Origin of the sequence: Selenomonas sp. oral taxon 138 str. F0429 (genome assembly GCF_000318175.2) — a bacterium.
Taxonomy (GTDB): Bacteria; Bacillota; Negativicutes; order Selenomonadales; family Selenomonadaceae; genus Centipeda; species Centipeda timonae.
In genome coordinates this window covers 45,090-61,471 of record NZ_KB290930.1, presented here as the reverse complement: position 1 = coordinate 61,471, position 16,382 = coordinate 45,090, and the positions used below count along the sequence as shown (strand labels likewise).

17 protein-coding genes are annotated in these 16,382 nt (G+C 58.6%); 15 read left to right on the top strand and 2 right to left on the bottom strand.

Annotation, left to right across the window (positions count from 1 at the left end):
- Positions 1-39 precede the first annotated feature (39 nt).
- Both ttdA and ttdB read left to right on the top strand, forming a co-directional pair.
- Positions 40-912, top strand: coding sequence for a L(+)-tartrate dehydratase subunit alpha (ttdA, locus tag HMPREF9163_RS01845; RefSeq protein WP_037345891.1), 873 nt, complete (start codon positions 40-42; stop codon positions 910-912).
- The gene (gene ttdB, locus HMPREF9163_RS01840; protein WP_009439928.1) at positions 912-1,523 is read left to right on the top strand and encodes a L(+)-tartrate dehydratase subunit beta; all 612 of its coding nucleotides are present in this window, start codon (positions 912-914) and stop codon (positions 1,521-1,523) included. The genes ttdA and ttdB overlap by 1 nt, the downstream gene beginning before the upstream one ends.
- 79 nt (positions 1,524-1,602) lie before the next feature.
- On the opposite strand, the gene HMPREF9163_RS01835 is transcribed toward ttdB, so the two are convergent.
- Both HMPREF9163_RS01835 and HMPREF9163_RS01830 read right to left on the bottom strand, forming a co-directional pair.
- Complete coding sequence (locus HMPREF9163_RS01835; RefSeq protein ID WP_009439927.1) at positions 1,603-2,715, bottom strand: 5-methyltetrahydropteroyltriglutamate--homocysteine S-methyltransferase; 1,113 nt, start codon at positions 2,713-2,715, stop codon at positions 1,603-1,605.
- A gap of 138 nt (positions 2,716-2,853) precedes the next feature.
- Positions 2,854-5,010 carry a PTS transporter subunit IIABC gene (locus HMPREF9163_RS01830; RefSeq protein ID WP_037345890.1) on the bottom strand — a complete coding sequence of 719 codons (2,157 nt, stop codon included), beginning with the start codon at positions 5,008-5,010 and terminating at the stop codon, positions 2,854-2,856.
- A 444-nt stretch (positions 5,011-5,454) separates the two neighbouring features.
- Here HMPREF9163_RS01830 and ilvB point away from each other — a divergent pair, with 444 nt between their 5' ends.
- From ilvB to HMPREF9163_RS01765, 13 genes are all read left to right on the top strand, one after another.
- Entirely contained in the window at positions 5,455-7,119 is a 1,665-nt protein-coding gene (gene ilvB / locus HMPREF9163_RS01825) for a biosynthetic-type acetolactate synthase large subunit (protein ID WP_009439925.1), read from the top strand.
- Positions 7,120-7,123: 4 nt separating this feature from the next.
- The gene (locus HMPREF9163_RS01820) at positions 7,124-7,513 is read left to right on the top strand and encodes a competence type IV pilus major pilin ComGC (protein WP_009439924.1); all 390 of its coding nucleotides are present in this window, start codon (positions 7,124-7,126) and stop codon (positions 7,511-7,513) included.
- A gap of 13 nt (positions 7,514-7,526) precedes the next feature.
- Positions 7,527-8,096, top strand: a complete 570-nt coding sequence (locus HMPREF9163_RS01815; protein ID WP_037345676.1) for an A24 family peptidase — start codon at positions 7,527-7,529, stop codon at positions 8,094-8,096.
- Between the two features lie 11 nt (positions 8,097-8,107).
- Positions 8,108-8,611, top strand: a complete 504-nt coding sequence (locus tag HMPREF9163_RS01810) for a hypothetical protein (RefSeq protein ID WP_009439922.1) — start codon at positions 8,108-8,110, stop codon at positions 8,609-8,611.
- Entirely contained in the window at positions 8,592-8,987 is a 396-nt protein-coding gene (locus tag HMPREF9163_RS01805; RefSeq protein WP_157049405.1) for a type II secretion system protein, read from the top strand. The genes HMPREF9163_RS01810 and HMPREF9163_RS01805 overlap by 20 nt, the downstream gene beginning before the upstream one ends.
- Positions 8,962-9,480: a hypothetical protein gene (locus HMPREF9163_RS01800; protein WP_009439920.1), complete on the top strand. Its 519-nt coding sequence runs from the start codon at positions 8,962-8,964 to the stop codon at positions 9,478-9,480. Before HMPREF9163_RS01805 ends, HMPREF9163_RS01800 begins: the two co-directional genes overlap by 26 nt.
- Positions 9,470-9,934 carry a hypothetical protein gene (locus HMPREF9163_RS01795; RefSeq protein ID WP_009439919.1) on the top strand — a complete coding sequence of 155 codons (465 nt, stop codon included), beginning with the start codon at positions 9,470-9,472 and terminating at the stop codon, positions 9,932-9,934. Before HMPREF9163_RS01800 ends, HMPREF9163_RS01795 begins: the two co-directional genes overlap by 11 nt.
- A complete protein-coding gene (locus HMPREF9163_RS01790) occupies positions 9,912-11,093 on the top strand; it encodes a PilN domain-containing protein (protein ID WP_009439918.1) in 1,182 nt (393 codons plus the stop codon). The genes HMPREF9163_RS01795 and HMPREF9163_RS01790 overlap by 23 nt, the downstream gene beginning before the upstream one ends.
- 6 nt (positions 11,094-11,099) lie before the next feature.
- Complete coding sequence (gene pilO / locus HMPREF9163_RS01785; RefSeq protein WP_009439917.1) at positions 11,100-11,642, top strand: type 4a pilus biogenesis protein PilO; 543 nt, start codon at positions 11,100-11,102, stop codon at positions 11,640-11,642.
- A 111-nt stretch (positions 11,643-11,753) separates the two neighbouring features.
- Positions 11,754-12,923: a chorismate synthase gene (gene aroC / locus HMPREF9163_RS01780; protein ID WP_009439916.1), complete on the top strand. Its 1,170-nt coding sequence runs from the start codon at positions 11,754-11,756 to the stop codon at positions 12,921-12,923.
- Entirely contained in the window at positions 12,920-13,441 is a 522-nt protein-coding gene (locus HMPREF9163_RS01775) for a shikimate kinase (protein WP_009439915.1), read from the top strand. Before aroC ends, HMPREF9163_RS01775 begins: the two co-directional genes overlap by 4 nt.
- A gap of 1 nt (position 13,442) precedes the next feature.
- A complete protein-coding gene (aroB, locus tag HMPREF9163_RS01770) occupies positions 13,443-14,531 on the top strand; it encodes a 3-dehydroquinate synthase (RefSeq protein WP_009439914.1) in 1,089 nt (362 codons plus the stop codon).
- Positions 14,532-14,589: 58 nt separating this feature from the next.
- Positions 14,590-16,362, top strand: a complete 1,773-nt coding sequence (locus HMPREF9163_RS01765; protein WP_009439913.1) for a diguanylate cyclase — start codon at positions 14,590-14,592, stop codon at positions 16,360-16,362.
- Positions 16,363-16,382 lie beyond the last annotated feature (20 nt).

Sequence of the window (16,382 nt, the reverse complement as noted above, 5' to 3'; positions counted from 1 at the left end):
ATTGACGGCGCGCGGAAGGTAACGTTTTTTCGCGCGCGCATGACCGACGTGCTTGCCAAATTCGTGGCGTACACGGGCAAGCGCCTGCCGGATGATGTGCGGGCGAAGATTGCAGAGCTGGCAGCGCAGGAGGATGCACCACTCGCGAAGTCCATCTATGAGACGATGGAGAAGAATCAGGAACTCGCGGTAAAGCTGAACCGTCCGAGCTGTCAGGACACGGGTGCGGCGCAATTCTTTCTCAAATGCGGGTCGAACTTCCCGTACATGGCTGAGATGGAGGGGATCCTGCACGCGGCGGTCGTGCAGGCGACGGCAGAGGCACCACTGCGCCACAACGCCGTGGAGACGTTTGACGAGTTCAACACGGGCAAGAACGTCGGCAAGCAGATTCCCTCGATTTTCTGGGAGATCGTGCCCGAGCGTGACGACATCGAGATCCATACGTACATGGCGGGCGGCGGCTGCACGCTGCCGGGCAAGGCGATGGTGCTCATGCCGGGCGAGGGCTATGAGGGTGTGACGCGTTTCGTTCTCGATGTCATGACGAGCTACGGGCTGAACGCCTGCCCGCCGCTCCTCGTCGGCGTCGGTGTCGGCACATCGGTCGAGGTTGCGGCGCTCCATTCGAAGAAGGTGCTCATGCGCCCGATCGGCTCGCACAATCCGAACCCGCGTGCCGCCAAGATGGAGCAACTGCTTGAGGACGGCATCAACGCCATCGGCCTCGGTCCGCAGGGACTGATGGGCAAGCACTCCGTCCTCGGCGTCAACATCGAGAACAGCGCGCGCTATCCGTCTGTGATCGGCGTCGCCGTGAACGTCGGCTGCTGGTCACACAGGCGCGGTCACATCATCTTTGACAAGAATCTCGACTATAAGATTCTCTCGCATGCGGAGGTGGATTTCTGATGGAGAAGAAAGTTCTGACGACCCCGATTCAGCCCGAAGACCTCGCGGCCATCAACGTGGGTGATGTGATCTACCTCACGGGCTATCTCACAACCTGCCGCGATGTGGCACACCGCCGCGTGATCGAGGAGGGGCGCAAGCTACCCGTCGACGTAAAGGACGGCGCGATTCTCCACGCGGGGCCGATCATCCGCAAGCACGGTGAGGGAAAATACGAGATGGTGACAGTCGGCCCAACGACCAGTATGCGCATGGAGAAATTCGAGGAGGCGTTCATCGCTGAGACGGGCGTGCGCCTCATTATCGGCAAGGGCGGCATGAAGGACGGCACGATGCGTGGCTGCCGCGATCACAAGGCGCTGCACTGCGTCTTCCCTGCGGGCTGCGCCGTCGTTGCCGCTACCTGCGTCGAGGAGATTGTGGACGCGAACTGGCTCGACCTCGGCATGCCGGAGACACTCTGGACGTGCAAGGTGAAGGAGTTTGGCCCCCTCATCGTCTCCATTGACAGTCACGGGCGCAACATCTTCGAGGAGAACAAGGTGATCTTCAACGAACGCAAGGAAAAAGCGTGCGCGGAGATCTGCAAGCAGGTCGGGTTTATCAAATAAATACGCATAGAAAAAACAGCGACGCATCGGTCGAGATGACTGATGCGTCGCCGTTTTGCACTTTACACGATGAAGTTTTCTATTTCCAAACCAATTCCGCGACCTCTTTGATAAAGCGCAGCTTGTTCCACTGCTCCTCCTCCGTCAGAATGTTGCCCTCCTCGGTTGAGGAGAAACCGCACTGCGGGCTGAGGCAGAGCTGATCGAGCGGGACGTGCTTTTCCGCCTCATGGATGCGTGCGATGATATCCTCCCTCTTTTCGAGTGCGCCCGACTTCGAGGTGACAAGTCCGAGCACGACACGCTGATCCTTGATGTGATCGAGCGGTGCGAATCCACCCGCGCGGTCAGAGTCGTATTCGAGAAAGAAGCCGTCAACCTTGCAGCCGCCGAAGAGAATCTCTGCGACGGGCTCGTAGCCGCCCGAGGAAAACCATGTCGAGCGGAAATTGCCGCGGCAGATGTGCATGGTGATCGTCATGTCTGCAGGCTTTGCTTCCAGTGCATGGTTGATCATCGCCACGTAGGCACGCTCGATGCGGTCGAGGTCGAAGCCGCGCGCCTCGTACGCTGCACGCTTCTCCGGATCACAGAACTCGCCCCAGGACGTGTCGTCGAGCTGCAGATAGCGGCAGCCTGCCTCGTAGAAAGCACGGATTGCCTTCTGATAGGCAAGGGCGATGTCCTCAAAGAGCGCATTCTCCTTCTCGTAGCGCGGAATCGGTGCGTAGTCCGTCGCACGCACGCAGCAGATGAGGTGCAGCATGCTTGGCGAGGGGATTGTCATCTTTGCGACGGCATCCCCTGCGAGATCGTTCAAAAACTGGAAGTGGTCGAGGAACGGATGCGCTCCGAAGTCCACCTTGTCCACAATTTTTACCGTTGCCGCCTTTGGCTGTGCGCCCTTGAACGCGACCGACCAATGCGCGGCACCGATCTCCTCCACGCCGCCGAGTGCCGCGAGAAAGTCGAGATGCCAGTAGCGGCGGCGGAACTCCCCGTCCGTGACGGCACAGAGCCCGACTTCCTTTTCCTTTGCGACGAGATCGCGAATCGCCGCGTCCTCTGCTTGGCGCAGATCTTCTGCTGTGGCATTCCCGTTTGCAAATGCCTCACGCATCTTCATGAGCGCAGCGGGGCGCAGGAAGCTTCCGACGATGTCATAGCGAAATGGTGCCTTTGTATTGTTCATTGAAATTCCCCCTATTGTATTATTGTGCTTGCGTTATTATAACATAGAATCCCACTTTGGAAATGTTTCTCAAGTCACAAATACCATAGAAAAAGCAGCTTGTCCGAAAACAAGCTGTTTTTTGGTGAAACGTAAATATCAGAACTTGGCAACTGGATCGAGCGCCGTGACTTCGCCCTCGGCGGTCATCTCGATGCTCGTGCCCTCGGGCAGTCCTGTGAAGATCACAAGGCAGGCATCGGATTTTGCATTTTCACGAATGTAGTCGATGTCGAACTCCATGAGCTTGTCGCCCTTCTTCACATGCTGTCCCGACTCGACAAAGACTGTGAAGCCCTGCCCGCCGAGCGCGACCGTATCTACACCGATGTGGAGCAGGTACTCCGTGCCATCCGCACTCTTCATGCCGATGGCGTGCTTCGTATCGAAGACGAAGACGACCTCGCCGTCGTCGGGTGCAAGCACCTCGCCTTTGCTCGGGTAGATGAAGAATCCGTCGCCCATCATCTTGCTCGCAAACGCCTCATCCGGCGCCTCCGTGATCGGATGTACCGTGCCCGTGACGGGGGAGTATAGCGTGCGCTTTGCCGCATTGGCGGGAGCGGCTGCAGGCGTCTCTGCTGGATTTTCCTCTGCGGGTGCTGCTGCGGGCACATCGTCCTCCGGCTCGACCTCGGGGGCGGTTGCGAGATAGGTCTCGAGGTTCGACTTGATGACGGCGACCTGTGGCCCATAGATGACCTGTACGCCCGTGCCCTTGACGATGACGCCGACCGCGCCCGTCGCCTTGAGCAGCTTTTCATTGACGAGCGATGAGTCCGCGACAGAGCAGCGCAGACGCGTCGCGCAGCAGTCGACGGACGTGATGTTGCGCTTGCTGCCGAGACCGCGCGCAATCGCCGCACTCTTTGCGTCAAATCCTGCATCGCCCGATGCGCCGCCCGCACCCTCGCGTGCCTTGTAGTCCGCCTTTGTATAGAGCTTCGTCTCCTCATCGTCGTCCTCGCGACCTGGCGTCTTGAAGCCGAAGTGCGTAATCATCCAGCGGAAGATGAAATAGTAGAGGAAGAAGTAGATGATGCCGACGGGGATGACGTACATCCAGCTCGTCTTTGCCTCACCCTGCAGAATACCGAAGATAAAGAAGTCGAGGAGACCGCCCGAGAACGTGAGTCCGACGGCGATGTTCAACATGTGTGCGATCATATACGCCGCACCTGCAAGTACAACCTGCACGGCAAAGAGCGCGGGTGCGACAAAGAGGAAGGAGAACTCGATTGGCTCTGTAATACCCGTGAGCATACAGGTGAGCGCTGCCGAGAGGAGAAGTCCCCCTGCGATCTTCTTCTTTTCGGGACGCGCACAGTGGTACATCGCGAGCGCCGCACCCGGCAGACCGAAGATCATGAAGATGAACTCACCGGAGAAGTAGCGCGTTGCGTCTGCGCTGAAATGTGCGACATTCGGCGAGGCGAGCTGTGCGAAGAAGATGTTCTGGCCGCCCTGTATGAGCTGACCGTCGATCATCATCGAGCCGCCGACGCCCGTCTGCCAGAACGGCAGGTAGAAGACGTGATGCAGACCGAAGGGGATGAGTGCACGCTTGATGATGCCGAAGATGAGCGTGCCGATGTAGCCCGTGCCCGTGACGAGGCTGCCGAGGGCGAAGATGCCCTGCTGTGCGAGCGGCCAGAGGAAGTACATTGCAATGCCGACGAAGAGGAAGACGATCGTCGAGATGATCGGAACGAAGCGCGAGCCGCCGAAGAAGGAGAGTGCATTCGGCAGAACAATCTTGTGGTATTTGTTGTGCAGCCATGCAACGCCAATGCCGACGATGATGCCGCCGAAGACGCCCATCTGGAACGACATAATGCCGCAGGAGGCGGCAATCGTACCCTCGAGAACCGTCGGTGCGATCGAGCCGTCCGGCAGGATCTGCCCGCCGATTTTCAGCATCGCATTGCAGGCGGTGTGCATGACGAAGAAGGCAATCATCGCCGAGAGCGCCGCGACCTCCTTCTCCGCCTTTGCCATACCGATGGCGACGCCGACCGCAAAGATGATCGGCAGATTGCCGAAGATCGTGCTGCCCGCGCTCGCCATGATCGAGAGCAGCGAGTGCAGTGCCGTGCCCGCGCCGAGCACGCCGCCGAGACCGTACGTCTCGATCGTCGTGGGGTTGGTGAACGATGCGCCAATGCCGAGCAGAATACCTGCAATCGGCAGAATCGCGACGGGCAGCATGAAGCTGCGCCCAACCCGCTGGAGCACACTAAAGATTTCATCTTTCATTTCTGTGACCCCTTTCCCCTCCGCATCCATCCGTTGTACGCCCTCCCCTTTTGGGCAATACAAACAAAAAGGCATCAGGAAGATTGCGAAGCTCCTTGATGCTGCTTGTGTGTGATGAAACGCGGGAACTATAACATAATACATGGTAATTATACCGTAGATGGGGAAGGTCTGTAAAGGGGAAGTTTGCGCGGGGAAAACGAGGAAAAATTTTTGTGAGGCGTGGAAATATGTGATTTGTTTATCTATTCCTGTACGTAAAACTATGCTATAATAGAAACGATCGTATATTCTGAAAACCAATAGGTGAGATAGGTCATGCATGTCGGAGATGTCGGTCGAAAAAATTCGCGAGATTGGACGCATGCACAGCTTGCTCTAATTCGTTGGCCTATGATATAATACGAGTGCAACTGTGTATAAATCAGAGGAGAGTGCGCACATATGAGAGGTGCGGAGGCGGTCTTGGCATGCCTGCGCGAGCAGGGCGTGGACACGTTGTTTGGATACCCAGGCGGGATGATCCTGCCGCTTTATGATGCGCTCTATGCACAGGATGCGATCCGTCAGGTTCTCGTAACGCATGAGCAGAATGCCGCGCATGCGGCGGACGGCTATGCGCGTGCGACGGGACGTGTCGGTGTCTGCATCGCCACGTCAGGGCCGGGCGCGACGAATCTCGTGACGGGTCTTGCGACGGCGTACATGGACTCGATTCCCGTGGTCGCGATCACGGGGCAGGTCGACATCGCCATGCTCGGACGCGATGCCTTTCAGGAGACAGATATCCTCGATGTGACGATGCCCGTAACGAAACACAACTATAAGATCAAGAATGCTGCCGATCTCGTACCGACGATCCGTCAGGCATTCGACCTTGCACGCAGCGGGCGTCCCGGCCCCGTACTCCTCGATGTTCCGCGCAATCTCCTCTTCGAGGAGGTTGTCTATACGCCCGAGGAGCCGCAGACCCGTGTTCCGGGCAAGCCCGACGCGGACTTTATCATCTGCGCGGCGGAGGCGGCAGCGGAGATTGTAGCTGCCGAGCGTCCGCTCGTGATTGTGGGCGGCGGCGTGATCTCGGCGGGCACCTCGGCAGAGGTCACCGCATTCATCGAAAAATACCATCTGCCCGTCGTGCATACGCTCATGGGCATGGGTGCCGTTTCAAGCACGCATCCGCAGATGCTTGGTTTCGCTGGGATGCACGGGGAAAAGGTGGCGAACTATGCCATTGGTGCCGCCGATCTCGTCATTGCGATCGGCAGCCGCTTTGCTGACCGTCAGACGGGCAACCTCAGTAAGTATACGGCGAACCGCAAATTTATTCACATCGACATTGACCCCGCTGAGATTGACAAGAACATCGAGAACAGCCTCGGTCTCGCGGGCGATATGCGGACGATTCTGAAGTTGCTCATGCGGCAGACGCCGAAGGGCGATCTCGGTGCGTGGTGGGAGCAGATCCGCACGTGGCAGGAGGAATACGACTACGACTACCATGTCGGTCGCCTGACCGTGCCGTGGGCGCTGAATCAGGTCGCGCAGAATACCCGCGGCAAGGCATATGCCTATGCGACCGATGTGGGGCAGCACCAGATGTGGGCGGCCCTCCACCTACGCGTGGAGGAGCCGCGGACGTGGCTGACCTCGGGCGGTCTCGGTACAATGGGCTACGGACTGCCCGCCGCGATGGGTGCACAGCTCGCGTGGGGAAATCAGCGGCGTGTCATCCACATCGTGGGCGACGGCGGCATCAAGATGACGGGCAACGAGTACTATACGATCGCGCATCTCGGTCTCCCCGTGCTCTCGATCATTGTCGACAACCGTGGGCTTGGCATGATCCGTCAGCTGCAGAAGGTGCTCTACGACGAGCGCTATATTGCCTGTGAGCTGGATCACGAGATGGACTACGTGAAATACGTGGAGAGTTTCGGCATCAAGGCGGTGCGCGTCTCCACGCAGGAGGAGTTCGCGGCGGCGCTGAAGGATGCACTTGAGGACGCTGCGCACCCGCGTGTCATCGTGATGGATGTATGGCGCAGTTTCGTGGAACCGATGGCGAAGGGCGGTGCGCGCATTGACGAGTTTGTCGACTTTAAGTAAACGCATGCAGTCCGCACATACGCAACGCGGATTTTCCCTGCTTTCGACACTGCTTGCCGTGATGATCTTGGCGGTGATCCTCGCGATTGCCGTGCCGCGCTTCACGTCTGCGATTGCGACGGCGAACACGGTGAAGGTGCAGGCGGATCTTACGGCGCTCGACACGGCAATCGTGCTGTATCAGACGGCAAAGGGGAAAAATCCCTCGAATCTTGACGATCTGGCAGAGTATGTAACCGATCTCAAGAATCTCAAGCCGCCCTCAGGCAATGTGCTCGTCGGCGGAAAGGAAGAGTCCATGGAAAAGGCGACGTACAAGATCGAGCAGAAGAACAATGTCTGGCGTGCGACTTGTGCGGGACGGACAGCGGAGGAATATCGTACGAAGGAGTAAGGGAGGCATGAGGATGCAGGAAGAGCTGCATGAGCTTTTTCCCGCACGAACTGCCCTCGTGCCGCTTGTTGTTCTTTGGCTGCTTTCCGTGATTGGCGTTCTGTTCTTCGGCGGTGTCACGCTGCGCAGCCTCTGTGGCAGTCTTTTTTCTGCGGTGCTCCTTTGGCTCTCCTATCTTGACCTCAGAGATGGTATGCTCTATGACGTGATTACATTGCCCTTTGCTGTCTTCGGCTTTGTTCCGGTGCTGGCGGGGCTGCTTTCCCTGCGGGAGGCTCTCATCGGTGGGACGCTTTGCGGCGTCTTATTTTATTGCCTATATATTGCCGCACGCGACGGCCTTGGCGGCGGTGATGTAAAACTTGCTGCGGCGCTCGGCGTTTGGCTGGGATGGGAATCGGCGCTGATTGCCGTCTGGATCGCCTTTATGCTCGGCGGAATTGCGGCGGCGTTCCTCCTTGCGACGGGGAGAAAAAAGCGCCGTGATGGGATTCCCTTCGGCCCCTTCCTCGCAGCTGGCGGCTATGTCGCCTTTGTCGCGGGCGCGCAGATCTGGCAGCTCTATTGGGGAGCTGTCTTGTGAGGCGCGTCGAAATGCGGGGCATGGCGCTTCTCAACGTGCTCGTTGCAGTCTCTGTACTCGGCATCGTATTTGCGGCGGCGCTTCCGGCAGCGCTTTCACTCTATGCACGTGCGGCGGTTGAGTACGAGGCTGTGCATCTCGCCGCCGAAATTCGGCGCGTACAGGCGCTCAGCCGTGTGACGGCGATGGAGCTCTATATGCTAGAGGGAAGACGCTCATGGAAACGCGATCCGCGTCTTGAAATTTACACTGATGGCTATGCACTTCATCGACCGTTTGATGGGACTGTTCGCGTGCATGAGCCGCTGCCGCTTGTGCGATTCGAGCAGGAGACGGCGCATGGAAAGCGCGTGGCATTTGACCGCAACGGAGATATTGCAAGAGATTGGAGCAGCAATATGACAATTCGGGTCTATGCTGTGGGGCACGAGCAGGATGCGCTGCGCGTTGTGATTGACCAGGCAGCGCGGATCCGCTTGCACCGAGGAGCACCTCATGACGATGAGGCGGAATAGGGCGGAGGCCGGCTGGGTTCTCATCGAGACTGTTGTACTCGGGATCATTGTCCTTGCTGTTGTGGCTGCGCTCACGCTCTTTGCACGAACGGCATTACTCGAGGAGCGCGCTGCCGGACGCATGGAGGCGGCGTTTGTCGCACGTGCACAGCTTTCGATGATGGAGGCGGAGCTGGATCAGGGAATACCGCCGCTATCTGCGCTGACAGCGGTCACCTCGAATGATCGACTCTATCAGGTCGAGACATTCGTTGCGCGTCAGGATGAGTTCTACGATGTGCATCTGCAGATTTCGTGGGAACATTTGGGGCATGAGGAGCAGGCGGATTTTGTGCGGAGGATGAGGCATCATGGAGCGGTGTCAAGCAATCCCTAAGGACACGAACGGCGCAAGGGGCTTCCTGTTGATGGAGCTTGCCGTCAGCCTGCCGATCTTTGTGCTCCTGCTGAGTTTTCTCGCCTTTGCGGTTGTATGGTCATGGCGCAGCTATCAGAACGAGATCGCGGATGCGGAGCTGCGGCAGGAAATGCAGATTGCAGCTGCGCGCATTGTGGAGTCAGCGCTGCTCTCCGACCACATAGGGGAACGGCAGCGAGGCTTTTATGAAATGCGGCAGAGGGCGTGGGATCATGCGCCGCAGGATCGCTATTGGCGCACGGATGGTCGTCTGGTGCTCAATGCGGTGACATCCCCCATCACGGGAGCGTTCAGCGGGGCGGGCGTCCATATCGAGGCGTTCTCTGTACGGGAGGATGCGCTGCATCCGCGCCTCTACCACATCGAGATGAGAGGCATGAGCATGGTGACGGGGCGTACGTACAGCCTCGCAACCTCTGTCTATCTGCGGGAGGATATGGGTGGCACATAAGGATGAGCGCGGCACGGTCTCTGCCGTCGGGCTTGCTGTACTGACGGTAATTCTCCTGCTCGGTCTGGCCGCCACTGCGTTCATGCGCGGCGGTGCCGATGTGACAGTGGAATATGAGCGGGAAATGCAGCTGCGCCTTGCTGCTGAGAGCGCGGTGGAGACGGCTACAGCAAAACTTGAGCGGAATGCCAACGCATACGGCGACCTGCCGGATGCGGGTGAGACCAAGGAAGTGAACAAGGATGTGGGCGTGATTCCAACAGCGGAGAAGATCGAACTCCACGTCTTCATCGAGACACCAAGAGAGCGGGGACCTTTCCTCACGGTGGGGGCGGCTGCCATCGATGAGAGCGAGACGCGTGTCCCCGATGGAGAGAAGTGGCTGCGGGCAAAGATCGTTCGTGCGCGGATGGAGAAGAAGGGGGATCACTATGTCTGGCGGCGCTGGTATTAGACTCTTGTGGTGCACGCGCGAGGCAGTTGGCCTCTATCCTGGGGGGAAGGGACTTGTGCTCGCGCACCTATGTGCAGCCGAGGAGAATGGGGGCGCGTGGATGGTGACGGAATCGCGCACGTTGGAGGAATGCTGTCCTGCACCTTCGGATGCAGCAACACTCGCTGCGTTTATTGGCACTGCGCTGCGGCACGCAGGCTGGGAGAGACTCCCACTGGCATTGGCGCTCCCCGCTACCGAGGCGGAGACGGCGGAATGGGAGCTGCCCATTCACCTCAGCCGCAGAGAGCTGCGGGAGGCGCTTCTCTGGTCACTGCGCGCCGAGGCGGACGAGGCGGGGGCACCTCTATCCGATGATGCTGAGATCGTGTGCTCGGCGTTGTCCGAGACTGAGCCGCGGCGCTATTGGACGGCACGGATGGATGGGTATCGCATCCGTGGATATTTTGCTGCATTTTCCGCTGAGGGGCTGCGATTGCAGATGATTACCGTCTATCCGCCGGATGGCGGTGTGTTCGCGGACGAGATCGAGGCGGCACGTGAGCCGCGTATGCCGTGGGAGATGGAAAGCGCGGAGGATGCGATTGCACCTGCTATCTATGCGGGGCTGCTCATGCGTGCCGGAAGCCCTGAGCATCTGTATTGGACGGCGCGGCAGCCGATCTCTGCTTTCTTGCGTGCACATGCGGCGCAGCTGATCGCCGTTCTTGCCGTCGCACTTTTTCTCGCGGGCGTTGGTGCGGATGTTGCTTCTTACATGGCAGTGCGTCAGGCGCGTGACCGTACTACAGAAGAACTTGCGCTCCGGGGCTCGGAGCTGGTGCGGATGGAGGAGTTCTCTGCTTTGCGCGCCGATGTGGCACAGCGTGAGCAGCTCCTCTCTGCATTTTCTGCGGAGTCTCTGCCGCTGCCTGCGCTCCTCGTGCATCTTGGCTCGATGACAGTCGATGGCGTGCATATTTCGGGGGTGCAGGCAGAGGCTCATGCGATTCGAATCGACGGGGAAGCCGCAGACTATGCGGCACTTGCCGTGCTTATGGGCACGATGGAGGAGGACGCATTTTTCTCTGCGGAGGTCACGCTCGAACAGGCGGGGCAGGGGGAGCGCACGACCAATGTACCGGGGCGCATCCACTTCATCCTGCACAGCAGCTGGTAGGGAGGCATGATGGAACGACTTTCCGAGCGACAGCGCATCGAGATTGTGCTGATCTTCGCGCTTGCATTGCTTCTGCTCTATGCGCTCCTCATAGGACCGTATATCGCTGTGCAGCGCGATGCGGCACGCGCCGAACGGGCAGCGGCAGAGACGCTGCTTATGCGTGCAGATGCATATCAGAGAACGCTGCTTGCAGATGGTGAGGCCGCGTCAAAGCTGCGGGCGCGGCAGAGGCGTCTTGCGGATGCCCTGCCCGAGGTGCAGGGGCAGGGCAGGTTCATTCATGAGGTGGAGAGCCTTGCTCGGCGCAGCGGCGTGTCGATTGTCGGCGTTGCGCCGCAGCCGTCCGAGCCTGCGGGCGAGATTGCAGTGCAGCCGATCGAATTCAAATTTCACGGGAATTACTTTGATGTCCTTTCCTTTCTGCGCGCGCTGCAGGAGGGGGCGCGCTGCGTGCAGTTCTCTTCCTTCTCGCTCACGGCAGAGGGAAATGAACTGCATGGAGTCCTTCTCGTCAACATCGCTGCGTATGCGGGCGCGGCGAAGTAATGTATACGAAATGCCTCTCTGCGTAACAAAGGCGGATACTCTTGCAGGAAAAGGCGGGCTTGTATCGAATCTATTTCAAGATGAATAGAATTTTAGCACGGGGGAATTGGAATGAGCCATTTGCGTTTTATCACGGGCGGCGAGTCCCACGGCGCGGCGCTGACGGCGATTCTCGATGGAATGCCGGCGGGGCTGCGTGTGACGCGTGAGGCGATTGATGCGCAGCTCGCGCGCCGCCAGCAGGGCTATGGGCGCGGCGACCGCATGAAGATCGAGACGGATCGTGTCGAGGTGCTTTCGGGGCTGCGTTTTGGGGAGACACTGGGATCGCCGATCACACTGCAGGTTGTGAACCGCGATTTTGCAAACTGGACGGAGCGCATGGATCCATTTGGAGTGCCCGCAGGGTCAAAGGTCACAGCCGTGCGCCCCGGGCATGCCGATCTCACGGGCGTGCTGAAATATGATAGGCTGGACGCACGCGACATCCTCGAGCGATCGAGTGCGCGCGAGACGACAATGCGTGTCGCCGTCGGTGCCGTCTGTCGTCAGCTCCTCGCAGCCGTGGGGGTGACTGTTGCTTCGCATGTGACAGAGATCGGCGGCGTGACAGTTGACCGTGCGGCAATCCGTGACGAAGATATCGGCATGACGAACAGTGATGATTTGAACTGCTGCGATCCTGCGGCAGAGATACGGATGAAAGACCGCATCGACGAGGCACAGGCGGCGGGCGACACGCTCGGCGGCGTCTTTGAGGTCGTTGTACGCGGTCTGCCTGTCGGTCTCGGATCGCATACGCAGTGGGATGCGCGTCTCGATGGAAAGCTTGCGGGCGCTCTCATGTCCATTCAGGCGATCAAGGGCGTGGAAATCGGCGCGGGCTTTGCGTGTGCGCATCTGCCCGGCAGCGAGATCCACGATGAACTCTATATGGGGACAGACGGACGCCCCTATCGCAGGACGAATCGTGCGGGCGGCCTCGAGGGTGGCATGACAAACGGAGAGACCCTTATCGTTCGCGCGGCGATGAAGCCCATCCCGACGCTGATGGCACCGCTGAAGACGGTCGATCTTGCAACGGGCAAGGAGGTCTCGGCGAGCAAGGAGCGCAGCGACACCTGCGCCGTTCCTGCCGCTTCTGTGGTGGGGGAGGCGATGGCCTCCTACGTTCTCGCGGATGCCATCTGTACGCAGTTCCATGCGGATTCGATGACTGATCTCAAAGAATCCCTTGCCGCCTATCGTACGCGGCTCGAGAGGGTGTGGAAGAAGGCATGAAGAATGTCGTATTGATCGGATTTATGGGCACGGGAAAGACGAGTGTCGGGCGACTGCTCGCCGCGCGTCTGGGCTGTGCATTTCACGATCTCGACCGCAAGATCGAGGAGAAGCACGGCATGTCCATTCCTGCAATGTTTCGGGAACATGGTGAGCCATATTTCCGTGCACGCGAAAAGGATGCTGTGCGCGAGGCGGCTGGGCGTACAAACCTCGTCATTGCAACGGGCGGCGGTACGGTAAAGGATGCGGAGAACGTCGCGATCCTGCGTCAAAATGGCATCCTCGTCGCGCTGACCGCCGATGTCGACACGATCCTCCAGCGCACATCGGCGCGCGGCGCACGTCCCGTGCTCGATCATGCGGATGCAGGGGATCGCCGCGCTGCTGTTGTGCAGCTCCTTGATGAGCGACGCAGCCTCTATGACGGGGCGGACATTACGGTCGATACGAGCGGACGCGCGCCGCTTGAGGTGGCAGAACACATCCTGCAGGCACTTCGGATATGGAGAAAATAATATGATACGCAGAGTGGCAGTCGAGCTTGGGGAGCGCAGCTATCCCATTGTGATCGGGAATTCTATTGACGATGAAATGATTGGATTCGTGCGTCAGGCGGGATACTCCGCGCATGGCATGATCGTCACGGATACGAATGTCGGAGAGCTCCATGCCGGACGCATTGCAGAGGCACTCGAACGCGCCGGGCTGCAGGCGGAGATTGCAGTGATTCCTGCGGGGGAGTCCTCGAAGAGTCTGGACACGGCGAACGATCTCTTTACGCGTGCAATAGAGCTCGGACTAGATCGCAGGTCGCCGATCATTGCGCTCGGCGGCGGCGTGGTCGGCGACCTCGCTGGCTTTGTCGCGGCGACCTATATGCGCGGCGTGCCCTTTATCCAGCTGCCGACGAGCCTGCTCGCACAGGTGGACTCGAGCGTCGGCGGCAAGGTCGCCGTCAACCATCCGCTCGGCAAGAATCTCATCGGTGCATTCTACCAACCCGATGCAGTCTTTATGGATCTCGATCTGCTCAACACGTTGCCTGCGCGAGAGATTACAACGGGACTCGGCGAGATCATCAAATACGGTATCATCTGCGATGCGGATTTCTTTGCATGGCTCGAGGAGCACTGCGCACAGGTGCTTGCGCTCGCCCCACCCGCAGCGGCGCATATGATTGCGCGTTCCTGTGAGATCAAGGCGGATGTCGTGCGGCAGGATGAGCGCGAGGGCGGTCTCAGGCGCATCTTAAACTTCGGGCATACGATTGCGCATGCGATCGAGAAGGAGACGGGGTATGTGCGCTACCGTCACGGGGAGGCAGTTGCGATCGGCATGGTCGGCGCAGCACAGATCAGCGAAGAGATGGGGCTGCTCTCCGCCGCAGATCGCCTCCGCATGGAGTCTCTGATTCGCGCGATGGGGCTGCCGCTCACCGCTACGGGTGTGACGGCAGAGGCGATGTATGAGGATCTCTTCCACGACAAGAAAACCGTGGGCGGCCGCATTCATTGGGTGCTCGCCGAGGGCATTGGCAAGGTCTCCGTGCACAGCAATGTGCCGGAGGAGATTGTACGCAAAACATTGCTAGGACTTTCTTCCTGAAAATCCTTAAGTATACTTCATTTTCCAACGAACATGTTTGAAAGGGGGTGAGCGGAGCATGAATCGGAGATGGTGCAAATTTGTGCAGATGCTTTTCTTTGCGCTGCTCGTTTGCACGGGACACATAGCTTCCGCTGAAACCTCCGAACTCTCATGGGAATATTGGCAGACGGATTCGCCGGAGTTCAGCATCCGTGGAGCGAAGACCGTCCCTGCATTTCCAAAGGATGAGGGGCGTTGGAGAAAATTCAATCCGCAGTTTGGTGTTGCTGTTCCGGAGGGGACGCACCATGTCTGGATTCGTGTCTACATTCCGCCGGATACGGGCGTGGATGAGAGCCTCTTCTTCTCCACAACAGATCAGTCCGTACAGATCTTTTTGGACGGGGTCTCCATCTATCGCTATGGCGATCTCGGTCAGCACGCCTTCTCCTATGGTCGGAAGTGGCATCTCGTCGATTTGCCGGCGTGGGCGGTCGGGCGTCAACTTTACTTTCAGGTTCATTCGGACAATATCTGGGTGCTTGGGCAGTTTGACCGCATTCGACTGGATCGCCCTGCGCACCAGATCGAGGATGTCTTCCTCTACGACTTTCCCTATGTCAGCGGCATTACAGCGCTCCTCATCTTCATCATGCTGCTCGGCGTCTACTTCTTTACGGAGAAGGAGCTGCGGGATATCTATCTGCGTCTGATCGTCGTCCTTTTCATCTTCTTTGTATGGATGCTCAGTGCGTCGAGTCTCGTGCTCCTCTGGCTCGACTGGCCTGTATTCTGGCGGATCGTAGAGCTGGTGTCGTCCTACCTGATTCCGCTGAGTGCCAACTTACTGATCTACAGCATCATTGACGAGCAGTATAAAAAAAACATCTTGCGCCTTTCCTCCATCTATGGAATTATCCTTGTTCTTGCCGTTTTGCTTGAGATTCTAGGGCAGAATGGCCTCTATCTCATGCGGTTCTGCTTCTATCCCGCCCTTGCTCTCTGCGGACTCGTGACCGGGTACTGGCTTTGGTTATGCTACAAACGCGGGAATCAGCGCTGCCGTTCGCTGCTCGTTGCGTTTGGAACACTCTCTGTACTTGCCGTGGTCGATGGGCTCTCGTCCCAATACCGCATATTCGGTTGGCATACCTATTTTGTTCCGTTCGGCATCTATACGATCGGCTTCTTCATCGTACAGCTGATCTTGGAGCGTGCCGCGCATGAACGTTACCTCGCAGAGCTCTCTGCGAGCCTTGAGAACGAGGTCAGCGTCGTGACGAAACGCATGGAGGTTGATCCGCTCACAGGCGCGTTCAATCGCAATAAATTCCCTGCGGCGACGCGCGACTTCATGCGCATCTCTCTTGAAATCAAGGAACCGTTTGCGCTCATCATGTTTGACATCGACCACTTTAAAAGCATCAATGACACCTATGGACACGATGTCGGCGACGTGGTGCTTGTGGGCTTTGCACAGACGATCAGCGCCTTCCTCGACCGCCGACACGTTCTCATACGCTGGGGCGGTGAGGAGTTCATCCTGCTCTGTCTGCACTATGACGGTGCACAGGCAGAGGCTTTTGCCAACGTAATTCGCGAGGCGGTTTCAGAGGCGCACATCCACCCATCGGATCAGGTGACGTGCAGCGGTGGTGTTGCCATCTGGTACGGTACAGCCGAGGATACGGTGGATCATATGGTAAAGCGCGCTGACACGGCGCTCTATCAGTCGAAGGAGAACGGACGCAACCGCATCACCTGCGAGCCGGACTGGCGGGAACATATGCCGCCGCGCCGCGCAAAGAAGCCGGAGTCAAAAAAGCCCTGTCCGACGGGACGTTCCTAGGAAAGTGAGAGGGGCGGACG

Bases quoted from the DNA above. Each gene is read 5' to 3' on its own strand.
- HMPREF9163_RS01805 (WP_157049405.1), top strand. From the start codon at position 8,592: ATGACGATGAGGCGGAATAGGGCGGAGGCCGGCTGGGTTCTCATCGAG.
- ttdB (WP_009439928.1), top strand. From the start codon at position 912: ATGGAGAAGAAAGTTCTGACGACCCCGATTCAGCCCGAAGACCTCGCG.
- HMPREF9163_RS01775 (WP_009439915.1), top strand. From the start codon at position 12,920: ATGAAGAATGTCGTATTGATCGGATTTATGGGCACGGGAAAGACGAGT.
- HMPREF9163_RS01765 (WP_009439913.1), top strand. From the start codon at position 14,590: ATGAATCGGAGATGGTGCAAATTTGTGCAGATGCTTTTCTTTGCGCTG.
- HMPREF9163_RS01790 (WP_009439918.1), top strand. From the start codon at position 9,912: ATGTCTGGCGGCGCTGGTATTAGACTCTTGTGGTGCACGCGCGAGGCA.
- HMPREF9163_RS01800 (WP_009439920.1), top strand. From the start codon at position 8,962: ATGGAGCGGTGTCAAGCAATCCCTAAGGACACGAACGGCGCAAGGGGC.
- pilO (WP_009439917.1), top strand. From the start codon at position 11,100: ATGATGGAACGACTTTCCGAGCGACAGCGCATCGAGATTGTGCTGATC.
- ttdA (WP_037345891.1), top strand. From the start codon at position 40: ATGACCGACGTGCTTGCCAAATTCGTGGCGTACACGGGCAAGCGCCTG.
- HMPREF9163_RS01830 (WP_037345890.1), bottom strand. From the start codon at position 5,010: ATGAAAGATGAAATCTTTAGTGTGCTCCAGCGGGTTGGGCGCAGCTTC.
- aroB (WP_009439914.1), top strand. From the start codon at position 13,443: ATGATACGCAGAGTGGCAGTCGAGCTTGGGGAGCGCAGCTATCCCATT.
- HMPREF9163_RS01835 (WP_009439927.1), bottom strand. From the start codon at position 2,715: ATGAACAATACAAAGGCACCATTTCGCTATGACATCGTCGGAAGCTTC.
- HMPREF9163_RS01820 (WP_009439924.1), top strand. From the start codon at position 7,124: ATGCAGTCCGCACATACGCAACGCGGATTTTCCCTGCTTTCGACACTG.
- HMPREF9163_RS01815 (WP_037345676.1), top strand. From the start codon at position 7,527: ATGCAGGAAGAGCTGCATGAGCTTTTTCCCGCACGAACTGCCCTCGTG.
- HMPREF9163_RS01810 (WP_009439922.1), top strand. From the start codon at position 8,108: ATGCGGGGCATGGCGCTTCTCAACGTGCTCGTTGCAGTCTCTGTACTC.
- aroC (WP_009439916.1), top strand. From the start codon at position 11,754: ATGAGCCATTTGCGTTTTATCACGGGCGGCGAGTCCCACGGCGCGGCG.
- ilvB (WP_009439925.1), top strand. From the start codon at position 5,455: ATGAGAGGTGCGGAGGCGGTCTTGGCATGCCTGCGCGAGCAGGGCGTG.